The sequence below is a fragment of the Gloeocapsa sp. DLM2.Bin57 genome (assembly GCA_007693955.1).
Taxonomy (GTDB): Bacteria; Cyanobacteriota; Cyanobacteriia; order Cyanobacteriales; family Gloeocapsaceae; genus Gloeocapsa.
Genome location: RECR01000083.1, coordinates 1 through 21857, shown reverse-complemented (window position 1 = coordinate 21857; position 21857 = coordinate 1). Strand labels below are relative to the sequence as shown.

Annotated in this window: 21 protein-coding genes, 2 tRNA genes and 1 pseudogene; 15 read left to right on the top strand and 9 right to left on the bottom strand. The window is 37.7% G+C overall.

Annotation, left to right across the window (positions count from 1 at the left end):
- Position 1: 1 nt before the first annotated feature.
- Positions 2 to 1543: a DNA phosphorothioation system sulfurtransferase DndC gene (dndC, locus tag EA365_10945; GenBank protein ID TVQ44086.1), complete on the bottom strand. Its 1542-nt coding sequence runs from the start codon at positions 1541 to 1543 to the stop codon at positions 2 to 4.
- Positions 1544 to 1588: 45 nt separating this feature from the next.
- On the opposite strand from dndC, the gene EA365_10940 reads away from it, so the two are divergent.
- Entirely contained in the window at positions 1589 to 2740 is a 1152-nt protein-coding gene (locus EA365_10940; protein ID TVQ44085.1) for a DGQHR domain-containing protein, read from the top strand.
- Here EA365_10940 and moaA read toward each other — a convergent pair.
- Positions 2737 to 3726 (bottom strand): GTP 3',8-cyclase MoaA, encoded by a 990-nt coding sequence (gene moaA / locus EA365_10935; protein ID TVQ44084.1) that lies wholly within the window; start codon positions 3724 to 3726, stop codon positions 2737 to 2739. The genes EA365_10940 and moaA overlap by 4 nt on opposite strands.
- Positions 3727 to 3778: 52 nt before the next feature.
- Here moaA and EA365_10930 point away from each other — a divergent pair, with 52 nt between their 5' ends.
- From EA365_10930 to EA365_10915, 4 genes are all read left to right on the top strand, one after another.
- Positions 3779 to 4909 (top strand): cobalt-precorrin-5B (C(1))-methyltransferase, encoded by a 1131-nt coding sequence (locus tag EA365_10930; protein TVQ44083.1) that lies wholly within the window; start codon positions 3779 to 3781, stop codon positions 4907 to 4909.
- 106 nt (positions 4910 to 5015) lie between these two features.
- A complete protein-coding gene (locus EA365_10925; GenBank protein ID TVQ44120.1) occupies positions 5016 to 6563 on the top strand; it encodes a glutamine-hydrolyzing GMP synthase in 1548 nt (515 codons plus the stop codon).
- A gap of 73 nt (positions 6564 to 6636) precedes the next feature.
- Positions 6637 to 6858 carry an AbrB/MazE/SpoVT family DNA-binding domain-containing protein gene (locus EA365_10920; GenBank protein TVQ44119.1) on the top strand — a complete coding sequence of 74 codons (222 nt, stop codon included), beginning with the start codon at positions 6637 to 6639 and terminating at the stop codon, positions 6856 to 6858.
- Positions 6855 to 7238, top strand: coding sequence for a type II toxin-antitoxin system death-on-curing family toxin (locus EA365_10915; GenBank protein ID TVQ44082.1), 384 nt, complete (start codon positions 6855 to 6857; stop codon positions 7236 to 7238). Before EA365_10920 ends, EA365_10915 begins: the two co-directional genes overlap by 4 nt.
- 28 nt (positions 7239 to 7266) lie before the next feature.
- Here the strand turns inward: EA365_10915 and EA365_10910 are convergent, their stop codons facing one another.
- The 3 genes from EA365_10910 to EA365_10900 all read right to left on the bottom strand — a co-directional run bounded on the left by EA365_10910 (position 7267) and on the right by EA365_10900 (position 9498).
- Positions 7267 to 8043, bottom strand: coding sequence for an RNA methyltransferase (locus EA365_10910; GenBank protein ID TVQ44118.1), 777 nt, complete (start codon positions 8041 to 8043; stop codon positions 7267 to 7269).
- 596 nt (positions 8044 to 8639) lie between these two features.
- Positions 8640 to 8723, bottom strand: a tRNA-Leu gene (locus EA365_10905).
- 16 nt (positions 8724 to 8739) lie between these two features.
- Positions 8740 to 9498: a rhodanese-related sulfurtransferase gene (locus EA365_10900; protein TVQ44081.1), complete on the bottom strand. Its 759-nt coding sequence runs from the start codon at positions 9496 to 9498 to the stop codon at positions 8740 to 8742.
- An 80-nt stretch (positions 9499 to 9578) separates the two neighbouring features.
- On the opposite strand from EA365_10900, the gene EA365_10895 reads away from it, so the two are divergent.
- Positions 9579 to 9651, top strand: a tRNA-Ala gene (locus EA365_10895).
- Between the two features lie 234 nt (positions 9652 to 9885).
- Positions 9886 to 10422: a phycobiliprotein lyase gene (locus tag EA365_10890; protein ID TVQ44080.1), complete on the top strand. Its 537-nt coding sequence runs from the start codon at positions 9886 to 9888 to the stop codon at positions 10420 to 10422.
- A gap of 373 nt (positions 10423 to 10795) precedes the next feature.
- Here the strand turns inward: EA365_10890 and EA365_10885 are convergent, their stop codons facing one another.
- Complete coding sequence (locus tag EA365_10885) at positions 10796 to 12208, bottom strand: serine/threonine protein kinase (GenBank protein ID TVQ44079.1); 1413 nt, start codon at positions 12206 to 12208, stop codon at positions 10796 to 10798.
- 48 nt (positions 12209 to 12256) lie between these two features.
- Here EA365_10885 and EA365_10880 point away from each other — a divergent pair, with 48 nt between their 5' ends.
- The 5 genes from EA365_10880 to EA365_10860 are packed head-to-tail and all read left to right on the top strand — an operon-like array spanning position 12257 to position 17802.
- The gene (locus tag EA365_10880; GenBank protein TVQ44078.1) at positions 12257 to 12781 is read left to right on the top strand and encodes a hypothetical protein; all 525 of its coding nucleotides are present in this window, start codon (positions 12257 to 12259) and stop codon (positions 12779 to 12781) included.
- Positions 12782 to 12790: 9 nt separating this feature from the next.
- Complete coding sequence (locus tag EA365_10875) at positions 12791 to 14179, top strand: peptidase M48 (protein ID TVQ44077.1); 1389 nt, start codon at positions 12791 to 12793, stop codon at positions 14177 to 14179.
- Complete coding sequence (locus tag EA365_10870; protein ID TVQ44076.1) at positions 14160 to 16022, top strand: tetratricopeptide repeat protein; 1863 nt, start codon at positions 14160 to 14162, stop codon at positions 16020 to 16022. The genes EA365_10875 and EA365_10870 overlap by 20 nt, the downstream gene beginning before the upstream one ends.
- Positions 16019 to 16318, top strand: a complete 300-nt coding sequence (locus EA365_10865; protein TVQ44075.1) for a DUF3082 domain-containing protein — start codon at positions 16019 to 16021, stop codon at positions 16316 to 16318. The genes EA365_10870 and EA365_10865 overlap by 4 nt, the downstream gene beginning before the upstream one ends.
- Positions 16315 to 17802 (top strand): cryptochrome/photolyase family protein, encoded by a 1488-nt coding sequence (locus EA365_10860; protein TVQ44074.1) that lies wholly within the window; start codon positions 16315 to 16317, stop codon positions 17800 to 17802. The genes EA365_10865 and EA365_10860 overlap by 4 nt, the downstream gene beginning before the upstream one ends.
- Before the next feature lie 3 nt (positions 17803 to 17805).
- On the opposite strand, the gene EA365_10855 is transcribed toward EA365_10860, so the two are convergent.
- From EA365_10855 to EA365_10845, 3 genes are read right to left on the bottom strand one after another with little or no spacing between them, the layout of a single operon-like run.
- Positions 17806 to 18525 carry an alpha/beta hydrolase gene (locus tag EA365_10855; GenBank protein TVQ44073.1) on the bottom strand — a complete coding sequence of 240 codons (720 nt, stop codon included), beginning with the start codon at positions 18523 to 18525 and terminating at the stop codon, positions 17806 to 17808.
- A 54-nt stretch (positions 18526 to 18579) separates the two neighbouring features.
- Positions 18580 to 19092, bottom strand: a complete 513-nt coding sequence (fldA, locus tag EA365_10850; protein ID TVQ44072.1) for a flavodoxin FldA — start codon at positions 19090 to 19092, stop codon at positions 18580 to 18582.
- Positions 19093 to 19129: 37 nt separating this feature from the next.
- The gene (locus tag EA365_10845) at positions 19130 to 20158 is read right to left on the bottom strand and encodes a chlorophyll a/b binding light-harvesting protein (protein TVQ44071.1); all 1029 of its coding nucleotides are present in this window, start codon (positions 20156 to 20158) and stop codon (positions 19130 to 19132) included.
- A 185-nt stretch (positions 20159 to 20343) separates the two neighbouring features.
- Between EA365_10845 and EA365_10840 the strand changes: the two genes are divergently transcribed.
- The 3 genes and pseudogenes from EA365_10840 to EA365_10830 all read left to right on the top strand — a co-directional run bounded on the left by EA365_10840 (position 20344) and on the right by EA365_10830 (position 21857).
- Positions 20344 to 20592: a four helix bundle protein gene (locus tag EA365_10840; GenBank protein TVQ44070.1), complete on the top strand. Its 249-nt coding sequence runs from the start codon at positions 20344 to 20346 to the stop codon at positions 20590 to 20592.
- Positions 20593 to 20741: 149 nt separating this feature from the next.
- On the top strand, positions 20742 to 20984 hold the full coding sequence (locus EA365_10835) for a four helix bundle protein (GenBank protein ID TVQ44069.1): 243 nt from the start codon (positions 20742 to 20744) through the stop codon (positions 20982 to 20984).
- A 3-nt stretch (positions 20985 to 20987) separates the two neighbouring features.
- Positions 20988 to 21857: pseudogene (locus EA365_10830) on the top strand (transposase).

The window sequence follows — 21857 nt, the reverse complement described above, 5'->3', positions numbered from 1 at the left end:
TTTAGGATTGATTAGGGAATTTTAATGTTCCCCAGGTAAGTTGTTTGACTGTATCTACGTCTGCTTCTGCTACAGCGTTTTGTAGGTTTCGGCTAAGATGTGCTCTTTCAATAGCTGAGGTGCGATCGCGTGAACTAGTTGCAAAACACTTCTCTAGGGTATCATAAATCCCTACCCTTCTTGATTTGGTATAGTATTGACGTTCTGTATCTAATAATTTTGCCATTAATTCTAGGTGCATTTGATCTTCTTGACAGATATCTTGAAGTAAATCCCATTCATCCCCACCTAAAAGGATATTAACTCTACTGAGGTTATCGTCTTGAAATTCTGCTCCTGTTACTTCTTGATAAATGCGAGGTAAACTATCCTCAAATTCGTGTTTTTCTTCTAACCAGATTCTCCTAATCTCTCTTAATTCTCCTTCGCTGATTAGGGTTATTTCTCCCATATCTTCTGGTGCATTCTTGCGTATTTCTATTTGGGCTTGCAGAAGTTTTCTTAACCAATATTCCCTTGATTCTTTGGTATATGGTCCTGGTATTGGTTCAACACTAATATTACCAGAGATATTTCTTTCAAATAAGGCTACGTTACCATGGATACGACGAAAGTCTCGTTTATCGCGATCGTCTTGTACATCTAATTCATTACGAATATCTAAAAGTGGTTGTAACCATTCTTTTTCTACATCGTTTTGGATCATTGCTTCCATGGATTTATCTTGACTTACTATAGTACAAACCCAACAACCAAAACGAGAATCACCACAACTAGGTGTCGAGTTATCAATTACAAGGGGACATTCGTTGTCTGCACTCGCATTTTTATACATACTAAATAAGTTTTTATTATCATTACCCCAGGGATTTGGCCACTGCATTAAATATAACCAGACTTCCTCGGTTCGCCAGTCTTCTATAGGAGAATAAATTAAAGAATTAGGTAAGCGATCGTTAGGGCTAAGATGATTTCTTAATCTCCCCGCTTCATGTTTTTTCATATTAGCTGATCGAGTTATACTCTCAGCTTTGCGAATGCCCAAAATAATGATAGTTTCCCCATGTTTTCTCACCATTTGACGGATAAAATGATTAACTGGTTGAATTTTCAGACGATCAGTACACCAACGAAATCCTGTTCTTGGTGAGGGATAACCTTTACCAATTAAACATACCCAAAAACTATCTTTTACTGAAGGTTGTAATAAATGGGGTTCAATGGGCATTTGCTGCTCTTGGGCTGCTAACTTCATTATTTCTAAGGATTTACTAACCCAAAGAGAAACGATAGGATTTTCTACCCTAGTATCTGTAGTAATTACATAAATAGTTTTATGTCGTTTCTCTGGTGGCAGAGAGGCGATCGCATTCCAGACTAATTGCAAGACTGCTGTACTGTCTTTACCCCCACTATAGCCAACTACCCAGGGTATATCGTCTAAACAGTATAAATCCTGTATTTCTTGACTTAGACTAGCGATATCATCTACTAACTCAGCAGTAGTCCTTGGAGGAAATAGAGGTATTTGTGAATTAGTCATGTTTCAATCTGTTATACTTAACTTATAACTACTTTTAACCTAATTATGAGTGAAAATCAAGAACTAGCCAACTTTCTGCAAACATATTTTAACAAATATTACAGGGACAAGTGTTATCCAGGCTTAATTTTTGAGCAAGGCAAGCGCACTATGTTACAAATAAACGTACCAGCCCATGAATTACCAACGCTTTTACAAGCGAAACCCTCTACTAACAATGATCCTGACTCGGGGAAAAATCGACCAGAAGTAAAAGGTCACGCCGAGGAAATTAAGGAGTATATTCTTGGTAGAGTGGAAAATGATCAACCTTGGTTAGTAGGAACATTAACCGCTAATGTTGATCCTGAGAAAATCGAGATTATTAATTTAGGTCGTGGTTTTTGTTTGGTTATTATCCCTAGAAGCGTTAAACTAGATATTACCGATGGTCAGCATAGAAAAAGAGCTATTCATGAACTAATCGAAGGTCCCCAAGCAGAATTAATTGGTAATAACGACTTTCCGATTACTATAGTTCTGGAGAAAGATTTTAGACAATGTCAAACAGATTTCCGCGATATGGCTTTAACTAAGGCTTTAGATAAGTCTTTATTATTATCATTTGGTGAATTTGAAGGAAGAGTTGGAATCAGTAAAATTCTCATCGACCAATTCCCTATGTTTCAGGATAAAACCGAAAAAATCAAGGCTTCTGCTTCAGCTAAGAAAAAGCTAATTTATACCACTAATAACCTGGTGAGATTTATCAGTTTGACTTTTACTAATAATGCAGATGATGATTTAAAAAGTTTTTCGGTAGAAAATTCCGCTAAATTATTAATAGATTGTTTGAGTTTATTTTTTAATCAATGTGCGGAAACTAGTTATATTTTTAACAATAATATTAATGATTTAACCGTAGAAGATGTTTATCACTTCAGAGATAATTGTATCTTAGGTACAAGTGTTGGCTTAGAAGTTTTAGGAAGGTTACTCTATTTAACTTATAATAGAAGTAGTCATGTTTTTGATTTAACCAAGGTTGAACAATTGACTAAGATTAAGTGGACAAGAGATAATAATCTGTGGCATGGTAATATAGTTATGCTAGATACAAATGCGACTAATTCTACTAAGAAATATAAGATGATTATAGGTTCTGGAGCAATAAGATTAGCTATAAATTTAGTCCAAAGAGAGTTAGAATGGCTTTAACCGCCAATTTGGGACATAGTCCGAGAATAGGTTTCTCCTTGAGTACCTGAGTCTCTGTTTTTATAGTTAATTTCTGGTTTAATAGCTAATAATTGCGCCACCTGTTTTCTGATCTGAGTTAATTCTACTCCTTCACGTAAAGCGGTTTTAAGGTTAATTTGTCCAGTTTCATTAAGCAGACAAGGACGTAACCAACCATCAGCCGAGAGACGCATACGGTTACAGCGATCGCAGAAACATTCTGACATCTGACTGATAAAACCAAGAGTACCCATCGCTTTAGGTATTTTAAACACATCAGCAGGACCATTACCCGTGATTTGCGACTCGATTAACCCCCAACGTTGACGAATTTGTTCTCGTAATTGGGCTGAAGGAATCCAAGCTTGTTGTTGAAATAAGTCTTGATTACCAATGGGCATAAATTCGATAAAACGTACGTGCCACGCTTGATTAATGGTTAAAGCCGCTAAATCCAGGATTTCTTGGTCATTAACCCCAGGAATCACTACTACATTGAGTTTAAGAGGGTTAAAACCTACTTGGTAAGCGGTTTGGATACCTTTCCAGGTTTGTTGCCAATGTTGACGCCCTTTTTTACCAATAATGCGAGCAAAATTATCAGGGTCAAGGGAATCTATACTAATATTAATCCTTCGTAAACCCGCGTCGTAGAGTGGTTGGGCTAGAGATGGCAATAGAAAGCCATTAGTAGTGATGGCTAAGTCTTCTGTTGCAGGGAGAGTAGCAATCTCTCTAACAATTTCTACCACATCAGGACGTAAAAGGGGTTCACCACCTGTGAGACGAAATTTCTGAAATCCTAGGGGGATAAATACTTCTTGGAGAAGGGTTAAAATTTCTCCTTTAGTTAGCAGGTTTTGTTTTAAAATATAATCAAGTTCTGCTCCTTCAGGCATACAGTACTGACATTGAAAGTTACAACGGTCAATTAAACTGATACGGAGGTAATCAACTATATTCACTATCGCTTCTCGTGCTAACTTTATTCTTTAGGATACATATAATTAACTAAAATTGACAGCTACTAATCAACCTCGTTCTGGATATACCCTACCTGTATTTGCTTGTGCAGCAGCTTTAGCTGCTTATCGTTGTTTGCTAGAAACATCACCCGAGACGGTGACTATAGATTTATTAGATCCTCCCCAAAAGGTAACTATACCCATCGAACAAGCAGCTAAACTTAATGATTATCAAGCTTTAGCCATTACTCGCAGCGATCCTGGTGATAACCTGGATTTAACCCGCAATACTCCTATCTGGGCTATCGTAGAAAGACTAACCACAGCTAAGACACCAGTTACTATTGTTGGTGGAGAGGGAGTGGGGAGACTAGTTGATTATGATAACAAAGCAGCAATATATAGTTATGCTCAACGTTTGTTGACGGTTAATCTAGTCTCTCAGTTAATCTCTCCTACTGAATATATTCAGGTAACTATTATTATACCCGAAGGTCGTAAGTTAGCAGAAAGAACCTCTAATGAAGCTTTTGGGGTGGTTGAAGGATTGTCACTACTTGGAACGACTGGTATATCTCAACCCTTGAGCGCTCCTGCACAGTTAGAAGTATATCATCAAGAGTTGTTGCAAAAAGCCTCTGAGTTTGATAGTTTGGTTTTTTGTGTGGGAGAAAATGGCTTGGATTTAGCCGCCAAAATGGGTATAAATCCCCAACAAATGATTAAAACCGCTAACTGGTTAGGTCCAATGTTAGCAGCTGCGGGGTTAACTTCCCTAAAGTCTTTGTTACTGTTTGGTTATCATGGGAAGTTAATTAAATTAGCAGGGGGAATCTTTCATACACACCATGACTTAGCAGATGGTCGTCTAGAAATTCTTACCTCTAATTTAGCAGTTTTAGACCCACCAAGTAGGATAATAAAAACAGTATTTGCTAGTCAAACTACAGAAGAAGCTTTAACTTATTTACGTCAGGAAGATATTCAAAATAATAGTAATTGGGTAGATCAAGTCTATGAGGCGATCGCTTCTAGCATCGATGAACGTTCACAAGCATATATCAAAAAACAAAGTAACAACGATCAGCTAAAAGTAGGATGTCTTCTCTTTGATCGTCAACGTCAGGTGATTATCTCTAGTACCCAAGGACAAAAAATTATCTCAAATTTAATTGTACAATAGAACAAAGGAAGGATAAATTTAAAGAGTGAGTACAGACATCGAAACCAATAGCAGCGATACAGCAGATTTAGCCACTGTATCCCTAAGCAATCAACTTAATCGCCAAATGATCGTAATTCTCGACTTTGGTTCTCAATATTCTGAATTAATCGCTAGAAGAATTAGAGAAACCCAAGTCTATTCAGAAGTTCTCTCATACCGTACCACCGCAGAGCAAATACGTCAACTCAATCCTAAAGGAATTATTCTCTCGGGTGGTCCTAATTCAGTATATGATCCTAATGCCCCAGAATGCGATCGCGAAATTTGGCATCTAGGAATACCTATTCTAGGAGTTTGCTATGGAATGCAACTCATGGTAAAACAATTAGGTGGCAAGGTAGAAAGAGCAGAATTAGCAGAATACGGTAAAGCACCATTATACATTAATGACCCCACAGATTTACTCACCAACGTGGAAGATGGCTCAACAATGTGGATGAGTCACGCAGATTCCTGTACAGAATTACCTCCAGGATTTACTATTTTAGCCCATACAGATAATACCCCAGGGGCTGCGATCGCTAATCATGAACAAAAACTCTTTGGTGTCCAATTTCACCCCGAAGTAGTTCACTCTCAAGGGGGAATAGCTTTAATTCGTAACTTTGTTTACCATATCTGTAACTGCGAACCTACCTGGACAACAGAAGCTTTCGTAGAAGAAGCAATTAGGGAAATACGCGCTAGAGTAGGAGATAAACGAGTACTATTAGCCTTGTCAGGTGGTGTAGATTCCTCTACCCTCGCTTTTCTCCTTCATGAGGCGATCGGTGACCAATTAACCTGTATGTTTATCGATCAAGGTTTCATGCGTAAAGGTGAACCAGAAAGATTAGTAGAATTATTTGACCAAAAGTTTCATATACCAGTAGTCTATATTAATGGTCGCGATCGCTTTTTAGCCCAACTAAAAGGTGTGACTGATCCAGAGGAAAAACGTAAACGCATTGGACATGAATTTATTCAAGTCTTTGAAGAAGAATCAAGACGTCTAGGACCTTTTGATTATTTAGCCCAAGGAACTCTCTACCCCGATGTCATCGAATCGGCTGATAGTAATGTTGATCCTAAAACGGGAGAAAGAGTCGCAGTTAAAATTAAAAGTCATCACAACGTCGGTGGATTACCTAAAGACTTACGCTTTAAATTGGTTGAGCCTCTCAGGAAATTGTTTAAAGATGAAGTCCGTAAAGTTGGTAAAGCGATCGGGTTACCTGATGAGATTATCCGTCGTCATCCTTTTCCCGGACCTGGTTTAGCGATTCGCATCATCGGTGAAGTGACTCCTGAAAGATTAAAAATCCTTCGCGATGCTGATTATGTCGTGAGAGATGAAATCCATCAACAGGGAATGTATAACGACTTTTGGCAAGCTTTTGCTGTGTTATTACCTATCCGTAGTGTTGGTGTAATGGGTGATACCAGAACCTATGCTCATCCCATAGTCTTACGATTAATTACTAGTGAAGATGGAATGACCGCAGATTGGGCGCGAGTTCCCTATGATTTACTAGAAAAAATCTCTAATCGGATCGTTAACGAAGTCAAAGGAGTCAACCGAGTAGTTTATGATATAACATCTAAACCACCTGGAACTATAGAGTGGGAATAAAACTAATTGTCGGGCGCAATTTTTGCGCCTTGACAAAAAATACAATTATAGCTAGTTGAATGGATAAAAAATGATCAAATTAAAATTAACTAAGATTGGTGATTCTTTAGGAACAACCTTTCCTCAGGAGATAATGGAAAAACTCAATTGGCAAGAAGGAGATACACTTTATGTTAATGAAACTACTGAGGGTATAGAATTAACTAGCTGTGGCTCTGAATTTGAAGCAGTAATGGAAGCGAGTCAAGAAATTACACATAGATATCATAACGCTCTACGAGAGTTGGCTAATTGAATCAATATATTTGGATAAATGAAGCTCAAACCAAAGCAATTCATGGACAACAAATAAGCTTGTTTGGTGGGGTATCCGGAATCCTTGATGAGGGAAAACTATCTTCGGCTCTGGCTAGACCACAAAACCTTTATTTTTATAATTCAAATGTCAATATTTATCAGTTAGCAGCAGCTTATGGTTGGGGATTAGTTAAAAATCATCCTTTTATTGATGGCAATAAACGTTGTGGTTTTGTAGTTATGGCAGTTTTTCTCAAAGTAAACGGTTTCGATCTGATTGTTCCTGAGACAGAGGTAGTTAAAGTAATGTTAGCTTTAGCTGCTGGTGAAATGTCAGAAGAAAAACTAGTAGCTTGGCTACTCAAAAACTCCCATTAACCTTCTCTTCCCTTAAGGTAGGGAAACGTCATCTTCTCTGTCTTTGGGCTTCATATAACAATAAAGCAGTGGCGATCGCTGCGTTTAACGACTCTACCTCTTCAACTTGGGGAATCCTTACCTTCTCTTGGGCGATCGCGATTAACTCTGGTGATAAACCTCCCCCTTCATTACCAACTAAAATAATTGTCGGTAAAGTAAAATCTACATCCCAATAAGTTTTCTCAGCTTGGGGTAAGGTAGCAATAACTTGCATTCCCTGTTGTTGATAATTAACGATCAAATCAGCTAAACTAGAAGTCATTCCCATGGGTAGTTTAAACCAAGCTCCTACTGAAGCTCTCAATACCTTAGGATGGTCTAAATCTACACTACCCTGACTTAACCAGAGTCCATCTACACCCGTTGCTACTGCTGTTCTGATGATCGTACCTAAATTACCTGGATCTTGCAATCTTTCGATCGTTAAACCTAAATTAAGGGTTAAGGGAGGTTTCACTAGAGACTGTCTAGTTGCGGTAGCGACAATACCATCGGGATTGACTGTAGTAGCGATCGCCCCAATTACTTCTGGTGTAACTATTTCTACTCTCTTACTTTGTTGAGATAGTTTTTCCCAGAGTTGGGGGTGTTTTTCTTGCCATATTTGGGTATAACATACCGTCTCTAGAGGATAGTTTACCTCGACTGCTGCGGTTAAAAGATTAGTTCCTTCTAATAGTATTTCTTGGCGATTGTGTCTCGTTTTACTCTGATGTAGTTTCCTAATCTCTTTAATCAAAGGATTTTTTATACTAGTAATCATTAAGTTAGATTTATTATGGATCATATTATTATATGACTCTCAGCAGTATCGTGATGTCTTAAACCCTTTTTAAGTAATCCAGCTTTTTTAGTCTTATTTAATACAAACAATAATTCAAGACGATTATTTATATCCTGCGATCGCTTCTCAAGTAACAGAGGCTAAATTTATCTTTGTTCATCCTCAAGTACATAAAGGCAATAATGACTTAATCTATCAGCAATTATGGAACAGGATTAGACAAGCTTTTAGTGATTACAATTTAGATGCAGAAGATTATTGTATCTTCTTACCTACTCAAAAAATCTTACTGACTATTGGCATTTATTTACTATTGCTGATATCTTTTTAGATACTATTGGGTTTACGGGATTTAACAAGGCTTGGTCTTACTAGTACGATCGCTACGCAAGAATTAGAATATCTTGACATAGCGATTAGACTAGGATTAGATGTTCAATGGCGTACTCAAATAGTTATTGACATCCTCCCACCCTAAAAGGATGGGGATTCCTCACCTCACTAAATTAATAGTGCTGAATGGGGATAACCGCTGTCAAAGTCCTAGAGGAATTCTATCATAACGTCGTCAATAATGCGGAACCCGGGACTTGAACCCGGAAGTCCTTGCGAACACTAGAACCTGAATCTAGCGCGTCTACCAATTCCGCCAGTCCCGCTTTATTTTATAGACAATTAACCATTATATCCGATTGCTAAGGGTTTAGCAACTACCTGATGACCTAGTTTTAATCCATGGGTAAGTGTAATTCTTTGGTCAAAAACAAAACATTCACCCTCCCAGAGACTTTCTGTGGGTGGTATTTCCGCTAGATAACGTAGAATCCCTCCTTCTAGATGATATACATCTTTAAAGCCTTGAGCGAGTAAAAATGAGGTAGCTTTTTCACACCGAATCCCACCAGTACAAAATAAAGCGAGTTTTTGGTTAGGATTTTCGGCTAAACGAGAACGTATATAGTCGGGAAATTCTCCAAAAGCATCAGTTTGAGGATTAATTGCACCTCGAAAAGTGCCTAATTCATATTCATAGTCGTTACGAGTATCGATTAGTAAAACATCGCGATCGCTAATTAACTTATTCCAATCTTGAGGTTTGACATAAGTTCCCACACAACAGGTAGGATCGACTTCCGGGATACCAATAGTAACGATTTCTTTTTTCAGTCTAACCTTGAGACGGTCAAAGGGGACAAAATCACAACTAGATTCTAAACTAGGTAAATCAGCTAAACGAGAATCTGAGCGCAAAAAGGCTAAAATATTGCTGATAGACTCACTAGATCCGCAAATAGTCCCGTTAATCCCCTCAGCAGCTAGCAGAATTGTCCCTTTAATGCCTTCCTCCTGACATTTTAACAACAAAGAGGGTTTAAGAGAGACGAAATCAGGTAAACTGACGAACTTATAAAAACTGGCTATAACAAATTTCATTTTTAGGGTTGCATTTTTTTTGATATTGTGTATAATAGCAAAAGTGGATAAAAAACAAATGAGTTTTTAAACACCACTAAGGGGGTATGGCTCAGTTGGTAGAGCGCCTGCTTTGCACGCAGGATGTCAGCGGTTCGAGTCCGCTTACCTCCATTAGGATTGAGTCGTTTAGCGATAGCAAAATATTTTTAATTAGTAGTTCAAATTTAGCTTGAAAGCTATTCCCTAAAGATAACTTTTCTATAAATAACGTTTTTCATCTTGCCTTAAGTATCTGTACTTACAAAATTTTAAATTAAATAAGTTATATTAAGAATTGTAGCTATTTTAGCTAAATAACTTGACATAAGGTCTGTTTTAAGGATCATAAATTATTGAGGTAACTTAATGACCCTCTTGAATCAAACTGCAATCTCTAATATTACTCAATCTCTAGAGTTCTTTCGTAATTCTCACGGTGAGTGGAAATCTCAACGACGTTACTACACTTTAACCAACGAAGTAGATCCAGAAGAGGTAATAAGTTTTATACAAATTTGTTTCCTAGAATCTGGTTCAACAGAATTAGCTGATTTAGCTAAGTTGCACCAAATCGAAGATGTAAACTATTTCTTTGGAGGAGCAAAAGTAACTTGGGAAAGCAATTATATCAATCGAGTTCGTAAACTATCCCATGGAGAAACTATATTTGGTATTAGGGATAATTTTCTGTATCGCGATCGCGGTTTTGCTACTCCTAAACCAGTCAAAGCTCAATATAAAATGCTCAATAGTCAAACTCTTTATTTAAAGACAGAGTATAATAACTCTACGTTTGAAGAAGAATTGAAGCTAATCGGTAAAAATTATCGTACTAGACAAACGATTATTTCTCGCGCAGGGGAAGAGCAAATGATTGGTCAATATCTAGAGATTAGGATTTAACTAATTTCTATCTCCCTATAGGTTAGTTCGGAGTTAGGGGCTAGGGGTTAGGTGGAACGGTGTTATTATTCCTATATATCATACTCAGAAGTTCCCTGCTCCGGAGCTCCCCTCTCTTCCTCACAGGTGTAGGTTTTTAACATTTCGGTGAAGACGAGACAAGGAAGGAACGAAGAATGGGGGACAAGGTAGATACTACAATTCAAAAAGTGTGTTTTTGATTCAAGGTAATATTTAAATACATATACTTCGAGAGTCTACTTTCCCTCCTTGTCTGCCTTGTCTTACCTTGACTACAAACTTATTGTAAAAAACCTACCCTTGTCAGCCCCTCTCTTCCCCCTTCCCATAGATACACCGAGAGTTGTTTGATTTACCATAAAGGTTTGGTATTAGATAATTTTAGGGTTCTCTCGTTAGAATCCTCTCCCCAAGAACCATAAATTAACAACCTAATCTCACTAGGATTATTGGGATTATAAAGTACCTGATATTTAATCCCTTCATTACTCCAAATACATTCTAAATCTTGCTCTGATTGCCTATTTTGACAACTAGATTCTTTTAGATTGAGAAACTGGTTGGTTTTTTTATTACGACTTTCATAGCTATAATTACTAGGACTATCTTTACGAATAATAACTACTAATTCCTCATCTTCAAATGTATTAACTTCTGCGGGAAAAGCTAAGGTAGTAATTTCTGATTGATTGGGATTTTCTCTAGTGAAGAAAAAAAGTAAGCTACCAATTGTTAAAAAGATTATTCCTACTCCTAACATTAACATTTTTTTATTAAAAATAAGTGGAGAAGATGTAGATACAGGAGCAATATTGACCACTTGGGTGTTTATTTGACTATTATTAAATGCTTGAGAAAGATTATTGAAATCAGCTAAAATATCAGCAACGTCTTGATAACGATTAGCCAAAGAAACAGCTACCATTTTATTAAGAATAGCTTCTAATTGAGGATTAATTTTAAGGTTACTTTTCTCTAAATATTCTCGCCAAATCCACTGATTATGGTAATCATCAAATAAAGAATCTTGATTAGAATCATCAACAAAACAACCAGTTAATAAACGAATAGCAGTAGCACCTAAACTATAAATATCACTTGCTGCTTTTGCGTTTCCCTGTTGCTGTTCTAAGGGACTATAACCAGGACTAGAAGGAATAAGCACAGATTGACTCGGGACAGTTTCAGAAACAACCTTAGTAGCGCCAAAATCGATTAAAACTAAAGAGCCATCATCACGACGCATGATATTTTCAGGTTTAATATCCCGATGGATAATTTGTTGACTATGAATATATTGTAGGACAGGAAGAATAGATAATAATAGCTCCTTAATTTTCTCTTCAGAAAATCTTCCCTGCTGCTGATATTCCTCGTATAAATTTTTACCCTGGATATATTCTTGGACTAAATAAAGTCCATCTTGATAAGCAAAATAAGCGATTAACTTAGGGATTTGAGAATGTTGTAATTTATCTAATTGTTCTCCTTCTCTGTCGAATAACTCTTTAACTCTTTGGATTAAAACATCATTACCTTGAATTAATAACTTTTTGATGACGCACAAGCGATCGCGACAATCTAAATCTTTAGCTAAATAAGTTCTGCCAAATCCCCCTTGTCCTAGTTTTTTAATCACCTGAAAACGTGAACGAAACAAATATTCTTGAGTACTATCAGCCAAAACAGCGCCACAACCCTGACAATACTTATGAGTATCAGGATTATCGGGATTAGTACAACTAGGATTTAGACAAAATACCATAATTACAAAAATATGATAAGATAATTATAACAAGTAGCATTAGCGATCATGAAAAAACCTCTAGTTACTCTACTACTTACTTTAACCTCCCTAGCATTAATTGAGGTATCCCTAGAGAAATCAGTTGTTGCTGAAGAAACTATTCGTTTTGTCTGTGAAAATCATCAAGGTATCCCAACCACAGTAGCTAAAACACCTACAGAAAGTATCCCCATAATTCGTTGGGTTTCTGATCATTTTGCTGGTTCTGGCTATACTCCAGAAGTACGATGTGCAGAAGTTTCGCGACGCTTTCAGTCTTACTATGATAGTGGGATGATCAAACACCTAACCACAGGAAGAATGAATAGTCAGTCAATAGTGTGTGTAACCAGTCAAGATCAAGGTCCTTGTCAAGGATTACTGTTTACCTTAAAACCAGATAGCAATCCCAATCAAACCTTATTAGAATTAATGGCTGTGCGCGTTAGTCAATCTACAGTACTTAACGAAACGACAGGAAGAGTCTATATAGACTTTGAAAGTTATTTACAAGAAGCTTCCCAAACTCCTGAAACTACACCACTTTGGTAGGAAAAAACCATGATTAAATCGATTCAGCAAAGACTATTCTGGTTTTTGCTCCTGATCAGTTTAACCCTAGTCTTATTATTAAATCAACTTTCCCCAGGAGACGCCCAAACCTATAACCCCTCACGTTATCAAACCTTAGCAGAAGCAGATAGATTTTATCAACAGGGCAATCTCGAAAAAGCTAGAGAAATACAAAGAGAAGTTAAACCAGATTTTCAGCATACAGAAAACTTAATCGATGCAGTTATTGATACAGCTAATCTCAAACCAGCAGCTAAGGTATATTGGCGTATCGCTAACGAAGGAATAGAACAAAATCTAGAGAGCAAAATTTTTGAACCATTGAGATTATTAACGGAAACTCAACCAGAATTTGTGCCAGGTCAATTACTTTATGCTGATGCTTATATACTATATGAACAGCCAGATAAAGCCTTAGAGATTCTCGAAAGGGTTACCAGTCAATATCCCGAATTAAAAGAACCCCTAGAGAAAAAAATTGCAGTTTTGGTACAACAGAAACAATGGTTAGAAGCAGCGATCGCCGCGCGTCAATTCGCACTCAGTTATCCTGACGATCCAGAAGCTGCTAAATACCAACAATTAGCTGACGAATATACCAAAAAATATCAAGCCAATCTCAAAGAAGAAATGATCGGTTTAGGTATAGGTAATATCTTGTTATCTACGATGGTAGGGAATAACTATGCTGATGCCAATGTTATCTCTCTACTCATACAAGGAGAAGCCCAAACAGGAGAAATATTCGCTCAACAATATAAATCACAAGTAACCCTAGTAGAAAACCCTAGCCAAGTAGAATATGTCAATAACATCGGACAAAAATTAGCTCAGTTGATGGGTAGAAATGACTTTGACTATGAATTTTTGATCGTAGAAGATCCTACCCCCAATGCTTTTGCTTTACCTGGTGGTAAAGTTTTTGTCCATACAGGTATTTTGGAATTAATGCACTCAGAAGCAGAATTAGCAGGATTACTCGGTCACGAAATCGCCCATGCAGTCTTATCCCATACCTTCCAAAAAATAGCAACAGGCTCATTATTACAAAACTTTAGTCAAATAGTACCAGTAAGTGATATTTTGGTTACATTGGGTAACTTAGAATATAGTCGCGACTTAGAAAAACAAGCAGATATCCTCGGAACAAGAGCAATCGCTAGTAGTGGTTATGCAGCAGATGGTTTACATAGCGTTATGGGTATTTTTAAACAGTTAGATCGAGAAAATAGAACTCCTCGTTGGTTATTAACTCATCCCGCACCAGCAGAAAGAGTAGAATATCTCGAAAGAATGATTGAAAGCCATGGCTATAATCGCTACGCTTACGAAGGAGTAGAAGAATATCAGGGCATTTTTGGCTCTAATAATAGTTAAAGCGATGAGCAGTAAGATATTTAGAAACGCTCTTTTGACTTTTGCCTTTTGCCTTTTGCCTAGGGGTTCAGCATTAGTGATTATCTTACCCCAAATCCCCCAAGCCTTCACGCCAAATCTTGCCCCAGTACAAAAGTACTATTTTTCCCGCAAAAATATTCAAGTTGTTAATTCCAGAGAATCTTTGTCCGGTGCTAGTTTGACTCTTCCCTACACCCTAGCTCAACCAACCAATTATGAACTTACCCCACCAGACATTGAAACCATCGCCACCACTGTCACGGTTAAACTCTTATCATCTACACCAGGATCAGGAGTAATTATCGCTAGACAAGGTAATACCTATTATGTGCTGACAGCTAGACACGTAGTAGAATCTATTTTACCAGGAGAGGAAATGGCAGTATTAACTCATGATGGTAAAGAGCATCAGGTTAATACTAACAACATCCAAAAACTCCCAGATTATCTAGATTTAGCACTGGTTGAGTTTAGCGCTGAAGAAGATTATCAGGTAGTTACTATCTCTTCTTATCAATATCCTCTCTACCAAACTCGGGATTATGAGCTGGGTTTTCAAGATAATGATCATAAACCTTATGTCTTCGTCGCAGGTTGGGCTTTTAATAACCCAAAATTAGTCTTTAATCCAGGTATCTTGTTTGATAATTCGGCTAGCGCTATCTCTAATCCAGATATTCTCAATCCCGAAAAGGTTACCCAGGATTTTCGCGGTTATGAACTAACCTATACTAATTTAACCTCCCCTGGTATGAGTGGAGGACCAGTTTTAGATAGCAATGGTCGTTTAATCGCTATTCATGGTAGAGCAGATGGTAAGGAAATAGACGAAAATGACCAAATTATTCGTGAATATCTCGTGGAAGCGGGTTTATCCTCTTTCAGAATCAAAGTCGGTTTGAGTGCGGGAATACCTGTACAAACTTTCCTGAATTGGGCAACTACACAACCGATTAAGGCTATGATTAAGATAGAGAATACTCCTCCACCTATTCTAGATAGTTCCCTAATTAATAACTCTTGGCAACCTAATCTAGAGGTAACTAGTCAGGATAATCCCCTTTATTGGTTGGAATTGGGTAATCAATATTGGCGTCTAAATAGATTCTCAGAGGCGATCGCCGCTTTTGACCAAGCTATTAAAATTAATAATCAATTATCCCTCTCCTGGTTTGCTAAAGGTTTTGCTTTGGGTTTTCAACAAGAATATGAAAAAGCTTTTGGCGCTTGTGCTAGAGCTACTCAGATACAACCAGATGATTATAACTCTTGGCGCTGTCAAGCTGGTGCTCTCCAACAATTACAAAGATACGATGCAGCCCTAGAAGCACTTAACACGGCTATGGGTTATAATGGTAAAAATCCTGCAGATTGGGCAACTAAAGGCGAGCTATTATTCGCTCTACAACAGTACCCTGAAGCTTTAAGTGCTTTTACTGAAGCCAGAAAACTACGCTCTAGCTATGGATTACCAGACTCTCGGGTTATACTTAATAACCAAGGATTGATTCTGCTAATCCTAGCTCAACCTGCAGAAGCTTTGCTAGTTTTGCGCCAAGCGATCGCTCTTGATTCTAATTATGCCACAGCTTGGAATAACCTAGGTTGGGCATTGAGTGATTTAGGTCTTTACGAAGAATCCCTAGAAGCCTATAATCAAGCTATCAAGATTAACCCTAATTCTGCCAATACTTGGTACAATCGCGGTATAACTCTTTATCAACTGCAATTAGATACAGAAGCTAAAGCTTCATTTGAACAAGCTTTAAGGATTGATCCTAATTATCAACCCGCTTTAGAGGCTATAGAACAACTTAAATGAGTGAAGAATCATCAAGTCAAAAAGTAACACCTTGGCGCTGTTTGGTTGGCGCAAGTTTATCGGGAGGATTGGCGATCGCCTTTTTCGCGATGTTGCGCGCGATTAACAGCGTTTTTGCCGCTAAACCTATAACTTCTACTAACCCTATTATTATTAATATCTCTATTACAGTAAGGACTCTGGTTTCAGGTTTAGTCGCATTAGGAGGGAGTGTCTTTGGGATAGTTGCTATTGGTTTAATTCTCTTAGGGATACAGTTAATTATCCAAAAATTTACCGTCAAAGAAGAACAATGACCATTGGTATTTGGGTATTAGGAGACCAACTCTGGACAAATCAAGCAGCTTTAACTAATTGTCCCACACCTAGTCCAGTTATTCTAATTGAAAGTCAAGATTACGCGCAATTAAGACCCTATCACCGTCAAAAATTGGTACTAGTTTGGTCAGCTATGCGTCACTTTGGGGCAACTTTAAAAGCTAAAGGGTGGGAGGTTACCTACGCTATCAGTGATGACTTTCAAACCCCTTTAAAGAGTTGGTTAGCTCAGTATCAAATCAGCGAACTCTGGGTAATGCAGCCTAGCGATCGCCCCTTTAAAACTTTAATCGAGGGTTTATCCTTAGAATGTACCTTACGTTGGTTTCCTAATAATCATTTCTTGTGGAGTCAAGCAGATTTTCAAGAATGGGCTAATCCTCGCAAGAGATTATTGCTAGAAGATTTTTATCGAGCAGGACGTAAACGCTTTAAGATACTCTTAGATGATCAAGGTAAACCCTTGGGGGGAAAATGGAATTATGATCAACAAAATCGTAAACCTCCCAAAACTAATTTAACCACCCCTAAACTTACTCAATTCTCACCAGATGAAATTACCCAAGCAGTAATTAATAAGGTTAAGTCTCTAGATTTCCCTCTCTACGGAGAAGTTGAACCTTTCTGTTGGGGTGTGACTCGTGATCAAGCTTTAGAGGTATTAGAAAATTTTATTACCCACTGTTTAGCTAATTTCGGAACTTATCAAGACGCTATGCTAACAGGAGAATATACCCTCTGGCATAGTTTACTCTCTCCTTACCTGAATCTCGGTTTAATTACTCCTTTAGAAGTCATTCAAAGGGTAGAACAAGCTTATTATGAACAACAATATCCTCTCAATAGTGTTGAGGGTTTTATTCGTCAGGTTTTAGGATGGCGAGAATATCTGCAAGGAGTTTATCAATTTGTAGCAGAAGATTATTTTCAACTGAATTGGTTTAACCATAGCCAACCTCTACCAGCATTTTATTGGGATAGTCAATTAACCCAGATGAATTGTTTAAAACAAGTTTTGCAGCAAATTGAACAAACAGGTTATGCGCATCATATTCAACGTTTGATGATTCTGAGTAATTTTGCCCTTATTGCTGGTGTATCTCCTCTGGAGTTAGAACATTGGTTTCATAGCGTTTTTATCGATGCTTATGATTGGGTGATGCAGACAAATGTCTTGGGTATGGGACAATTTGCTGATGGCGGTATTTTGGCTTCTAAACCCTATGCAGCTTCAGCTAATTATATTCATAAAATGAGTAATTATTGCGATCGCTGTGTTTATAATTATCGTCATCGTACAGGTGAATCTGCTTGTCCTTTTAATTTCTTTTATTGGGATTTTCTCGATCGCCATCAACAACAACTTAAATCTTTAGGACGTATGAATCTAGTTTTAGCTAATCTTAGTAAATTAGACTCTCAAGAATTAGCTCAAATGCGTTATTTAGCGAGAGCAATTTAAAGCTTAGATTAACATTTTATTAGCTTCAGGTGTCAAAGATTGCCAATAATCTAGAATAGTTTCACTAACAGCTTGGGGATAGAAATAGTGGAAAAAATAACGTCCCAAGGGAGATAACCACAAGCGATCGCCTGGTTTTAACCAAGTTTGCCAACCTTGATAAGAATTTAGATCAATAACAATATCATTAGCGCTACCACAGATTAACATAGGTACAGACACACCCCCTGGAAAGACTTTTAACTGTTGATAGAGATTATGGCAAGATAAAGAAGTCTGTAAATCTTGATCCAACAATCTAGTAAACTTTCTATTCAAGTTACCAGAATAATTAAAAAGATTCTGCACCATCATTTTCAGGATAGTCTGTCGAGAACAAGGCAACATTTGCAGTTTAAAATAATAATGAGCTTGCCAATCAACCGCAGGATAGACACCAACGGATAATAAAGTTAGAGAACGTACCTTTTCAGGATAACGACGAGCGTATAATAAGGCTAATAAACCACTAACACCATGTCCTAACAGATTTACGGGATAATTTAACTTATCGAGATAACTATCTAATAGACACATAGCGATACAAAGAGAATTAGGCTGATCCAATTCCTGGATATATTGCCATTGAGCAACATTAAACTTTTTAGCCAAACAATCAAGTAAAGGAGTATCTAACTCATTTAAACTAGGACTAACATTTAACCACAAACTATCAATTAACATTAAAAATCTCCCAAATGAAAATCCTTCCCCCAAATAGGAAGAAGGAAAAAACAGTTATAGTCCAAACTCGCTACGTATTTGATTTACCCAAGTTTTAATGCGACTATTAGTCAACTCAGGTTGATTATCCTCATCGATCGCCAAACCAACAAACTTACCATCACGTAAAGCTTTTGACTCATTAAAATCATAGCCATCTACGGACCAATAACCAACGGTTTTAGCACCTAGAGAAGAGATTTTTTCCTCTAAAATACCGATCGCATCTTGGAAATTATCAGCATAACCCACTTGATCACCTGCACCAAAATAGGCTACTTTTTTCCCTTGAAAATTGAGATCATCTAACTCATCGTAGAGACCTTCCCAATCGCTTTGTAACTCACCAACGTTCCAAGTAGGACAACCAATAATCAGATATTCGTAGTGATTAAAATCATCTGTCTCTATATTAGAGACATCGAGTAAATCAACTACGCTATCTCCTCCTAATTCCCGTTGAATCAATTCAGCGATACTTTGAGTATTTCCCGTTTGAGTACCGAAAAATAAGCCAATTTTTGCCATTTCCTTGCTTTTAGTTAACTATAAGGACAAGATATTACTAGACTTCTAGAGAATTTAAAGCCTTTTCTACGCGACGGAAATCAAAACCCATAGCTCGTAAAGCGTGCCATAAATGCCCTTGTAGGAAGAAGAAAGCTAAGAAAAAGTGTGCATTAGCTAACCAACAACGAGCGGTATGTTGTCCAAAAGGTAACTCTACGCTATCTGCAAAATAGGGAGCAATTCCCAGTTTAATTTCTAAAGGAGCACCGTAAAACTCAACGGGATAAGCGAGGGTATTAACCGCACATAAATAAGCCGCTACGAATCCAGCTAAAGCGATACCACCGAGGGAGTAGGAAAGAATCGCCTCTCCAGAGAAGATTAAAGCTTTTCTCGCCCAGGGTAAAGGTGGTACGATAATATGCCATAAACCACCTGCAATTAACATTATCCCCACGTAGATATGACCACCCACTAAATCTTCCAGACTATTAATAGTGGCAAAATGGGTTTGATAACCGTAGATAGTCAAAGGATCTAAAGTTGGTTCAGTGATTACCCGTACAGTCTGAGTGACACTATCATACAATCCACCCCAGTACATAGCTTTAGCTACTAGTAATAATGCACCCGCACCTAAAAATAAAAGGTGATGTCCGAGAATAATTCCCAACTGTTTAGGATCATCCCAGCTAAAGTGAAACTTGCGCGCTCTACCTTCGGTTTCTTGAAGATCAGCGGGAACTCTGAAGGTATGAAATAACGCACCTGCACCCAAAACAGCAGAAGAAATCAAGTGTACAGCACCAATGACAAAGTAAGGGTAGGTATCAACGATTTGGCCCCCTTCTCCCACACCTAAACCGAGAGTCGCTAGGTGAGGTAACAGAATCAATCCCTGTTCTCCCATAGGTAAAGTAGGGTCAAACCAGGAAATCTCAAACAGGGTAAAAGCCCCAGCCCAAAAGGTTATCAACGCTGCTTGACCTACGTGAGCAGCAATAAATAAACCTGATAGTTCAGCAAATCGAGCATTCCCTGCCCACCAATCGTATTTTACAGTAGGATTATCGTACGTTTGCATAGTTTTCTCAATTGTTACGTTGCTTATTGCTAAATCCTTGCAATAAATTTATTTAAGCCTTATTTAGAAAGATTGTCAATAAGCTTAGATTAAGTTTTGTTAAGAGGAGAGGGGGAGAGCTCACAAGTGTAGGTTTTTTACAGAAAAGTTATCATGAGGTAAGACAAGGGAGACAAGGGGGGAAAGTGGACAAGGGAGAAAAAGAGCAAAAAACCATTAAAACTCATGAAGATTTGGTCATCTATCAAAAAGGGTTTGAAACAGCCATGATTATTTTTGAATTATCCCAGCAGTTCCCCATAGAAGAAAGATACTCTTTGACTGACCAGATTAGACGTTCATCCCGGTCAGTTTGTACTAATTTTGCCGAAGCCTGGAGAAAACGTCGGTATAAAGGATCATTTGTAGCTAAACTAAATGACCTGACGGGGTGACAACTTTCGTTGAACTCAAGGCAGGGGGTAGGGTGTAGGGGGTAGGTGTAGGGAAAAAAGTCAACGGATTATTTAATTTAAAATTCCATTTATGGTATTTTTGGTCTCTTTGAGGAGAAAAATACTTCTATATCGTTGAATAGCGCCAAATAAATTCACCACACCCCACACCCGATACCCCATACCCTGTCTACATCAGGACTTCTGTGTCACCCCGTGAGCTAAATGACTCTGAAGCAGAAGCCGCAGAAACTCAGGTTTGGCTCAAATTTGCGGTTAAATGTGACTATATATCTACCGAACAAGGAAGAGAATTATATAGTAATTATAATCAAGTGTTAAGTGGATTAGTCAAAATGATTAATCATCCAGAAAATTGGTTAATTGGTTAAGCTATGTTACATAATCAATATCTCAAAGACTGGTCAAAAATTGTTTCTAATCACTTTTGTGATTTATCATTGCCTGAAGTAGCAGGCTTGGCTACTTGGAGCTTTGGGATGGTAATAACTAATTCGAGTAGTCTTACCAGAGTATCTGAATTCATCGCCAAAATAAATGGAGAAAAAAATAATACAGTCAAACAAAGACTAAAAGAATGGTATCAGGATAGTAAGGCAAAGAAGGGAAAAAAAAGGAAAGAATTAGATGTCGATAAATGCTTTGCACCTTTACTCTCATGGATTTTAAGTTTATGGAATAGTGAGGAAAAGTGGTTGCCATTAGCAATAGATGCAACGTCGGTTGGTCAGAATTTTACGGTGTTGTCTCTTCATGTTCTCTATCAAGGTTGTGGTATTCCAGTTGCTTGGAAAATAGTTAAAGGTACAGAAAAAGGCTCGTGGAAACCTCATTGGCTTCATCTGTTTCAATCATTGAAAGATACAGTACCTCCTGAAATGCAAGTTATCGTTTCGGCAGATAGAGGATTATACGCCGATTGGCTGTTTGAAGAAATTTGCACTTTGAATTGGCATCCTTTCGGAGAGAATAAATCATCAAGGAACTTATCAAATCGCCGGAGAACAAGAATGGAAATGTTTAGGTACAGTAGTGGAAAAAACAGGAATCAGTTGGTCAGGTAATGTTACTTGTTTTCGCAGCAATCCCCTGGATTGTACTTTATTGGCAAGATGGGACGAAGGTTATCCAGATCCTTGGTTAATTGTTACTGATTTAGAACCAAAACAAAGTAATGCTTTATGGTATGGTTTTCGCTCTTGGATTGAGTCTAGCTATCGAGATATTAAAAGTGACGGATGGCA

Excerpts from the sequence above, each read along its gene's own strand:
- EA365_10880 (TVQ44078.1), top strand. The coding sequence starts at position 12,257 with ATGAAAAAACCTCTAGTTACTCTACTACTTACTTTAACCTCCCTAGCA.
- EA365_10865 (TVQ44075.1), top strand. The coding sequence starts at position 16,019 with ATGAGTGAAGAATCATCAAGTCAAAAAGTAACACCTTGGCGCTGTTTG.
- EA365_10885 (TVQ44079.1), bottom strand. The coding sequence starts at position 12,208 with ATGGTATTTTGTCTAAATCCTAGTTGTACTAATCCCGATAATCCTGAT.
- EA365_10925 (TVQ44120.1), top strand. The coding sequence starts at position 5,016 with ATGATCGTAATTCTCGACTTTGGTTCTCAATATTCTGAATTAATCGCT.
- EA365_10845 (TVQ44071.1), bottom strand. The coding sequence starts at position 20,158 with ATGCAAACGTACGATAATCCTACTGTAAAATACGATTGGTGGGCAGGG.
- fldA (TVQ44072.1), bottom strand. The coding sequence starts at position 19,092 with ATGGCAAAAATTGGCTTATTTTTCGGTACTCAAACGGGAAATACTCAA.
- dndC (TVQ44086.1), bottom strand. The coding sequence starts at position 1,543 with ATGACTAATTCACAAATACCTCTATTTCCTCCAAGGACTACTGCTGAG.
- EA365_10910 (TVQ44118.1), bottom strand. The coding sequence starts at position 8,043 with ATGATTACTAGTATAAAAAATCCTTTGATTAAAGAGATTAGGAAACTA.
- EA365_10855 (TVQ44073.1), bottom strand. The coding sequence starts at position 18,525 with ATGTTAATTGATAGTTTGTGGTTAAATGTTAGTCCTAGTTTAAATGAG.
- EA365_10860 (TVQ44074.1), top strand. The coding sequence starts at position 16,315 with ATGACCATTGGTATTTGGGTATTAGGAGACCAACTCTGGACAAATCAA.
- EA365_10890 (TVQ44080.1), top strand. The coding sequence starts at position 9,886 with ATGACCCTCTTGAATCAAACTGCAATCTCTAATATTACTCAATCTCTA.
- EA365_10900 (TVQ44081.1), bottom strand. The coding sequence starts at position 9,498 with ATGAAATTTGTTATAGCCAGTTTTTATAAGTTCGTCAGTTTACCTGAT.
- EA365_10875 (TVQ44077.1), top strand. The coding sequence starts at position 12,791 with ATGATTAAATCGATTCAGCAAAGACTATTCTGGTTTTTGCTCCTGATC.
- EA365_10940 (TVQ44085.1), top strand. The coding sequence starts at position 1,589 with ATGAGTGAAAATCAAGAACTAGCCAACTTTCTGCAAACATATTTTAAC.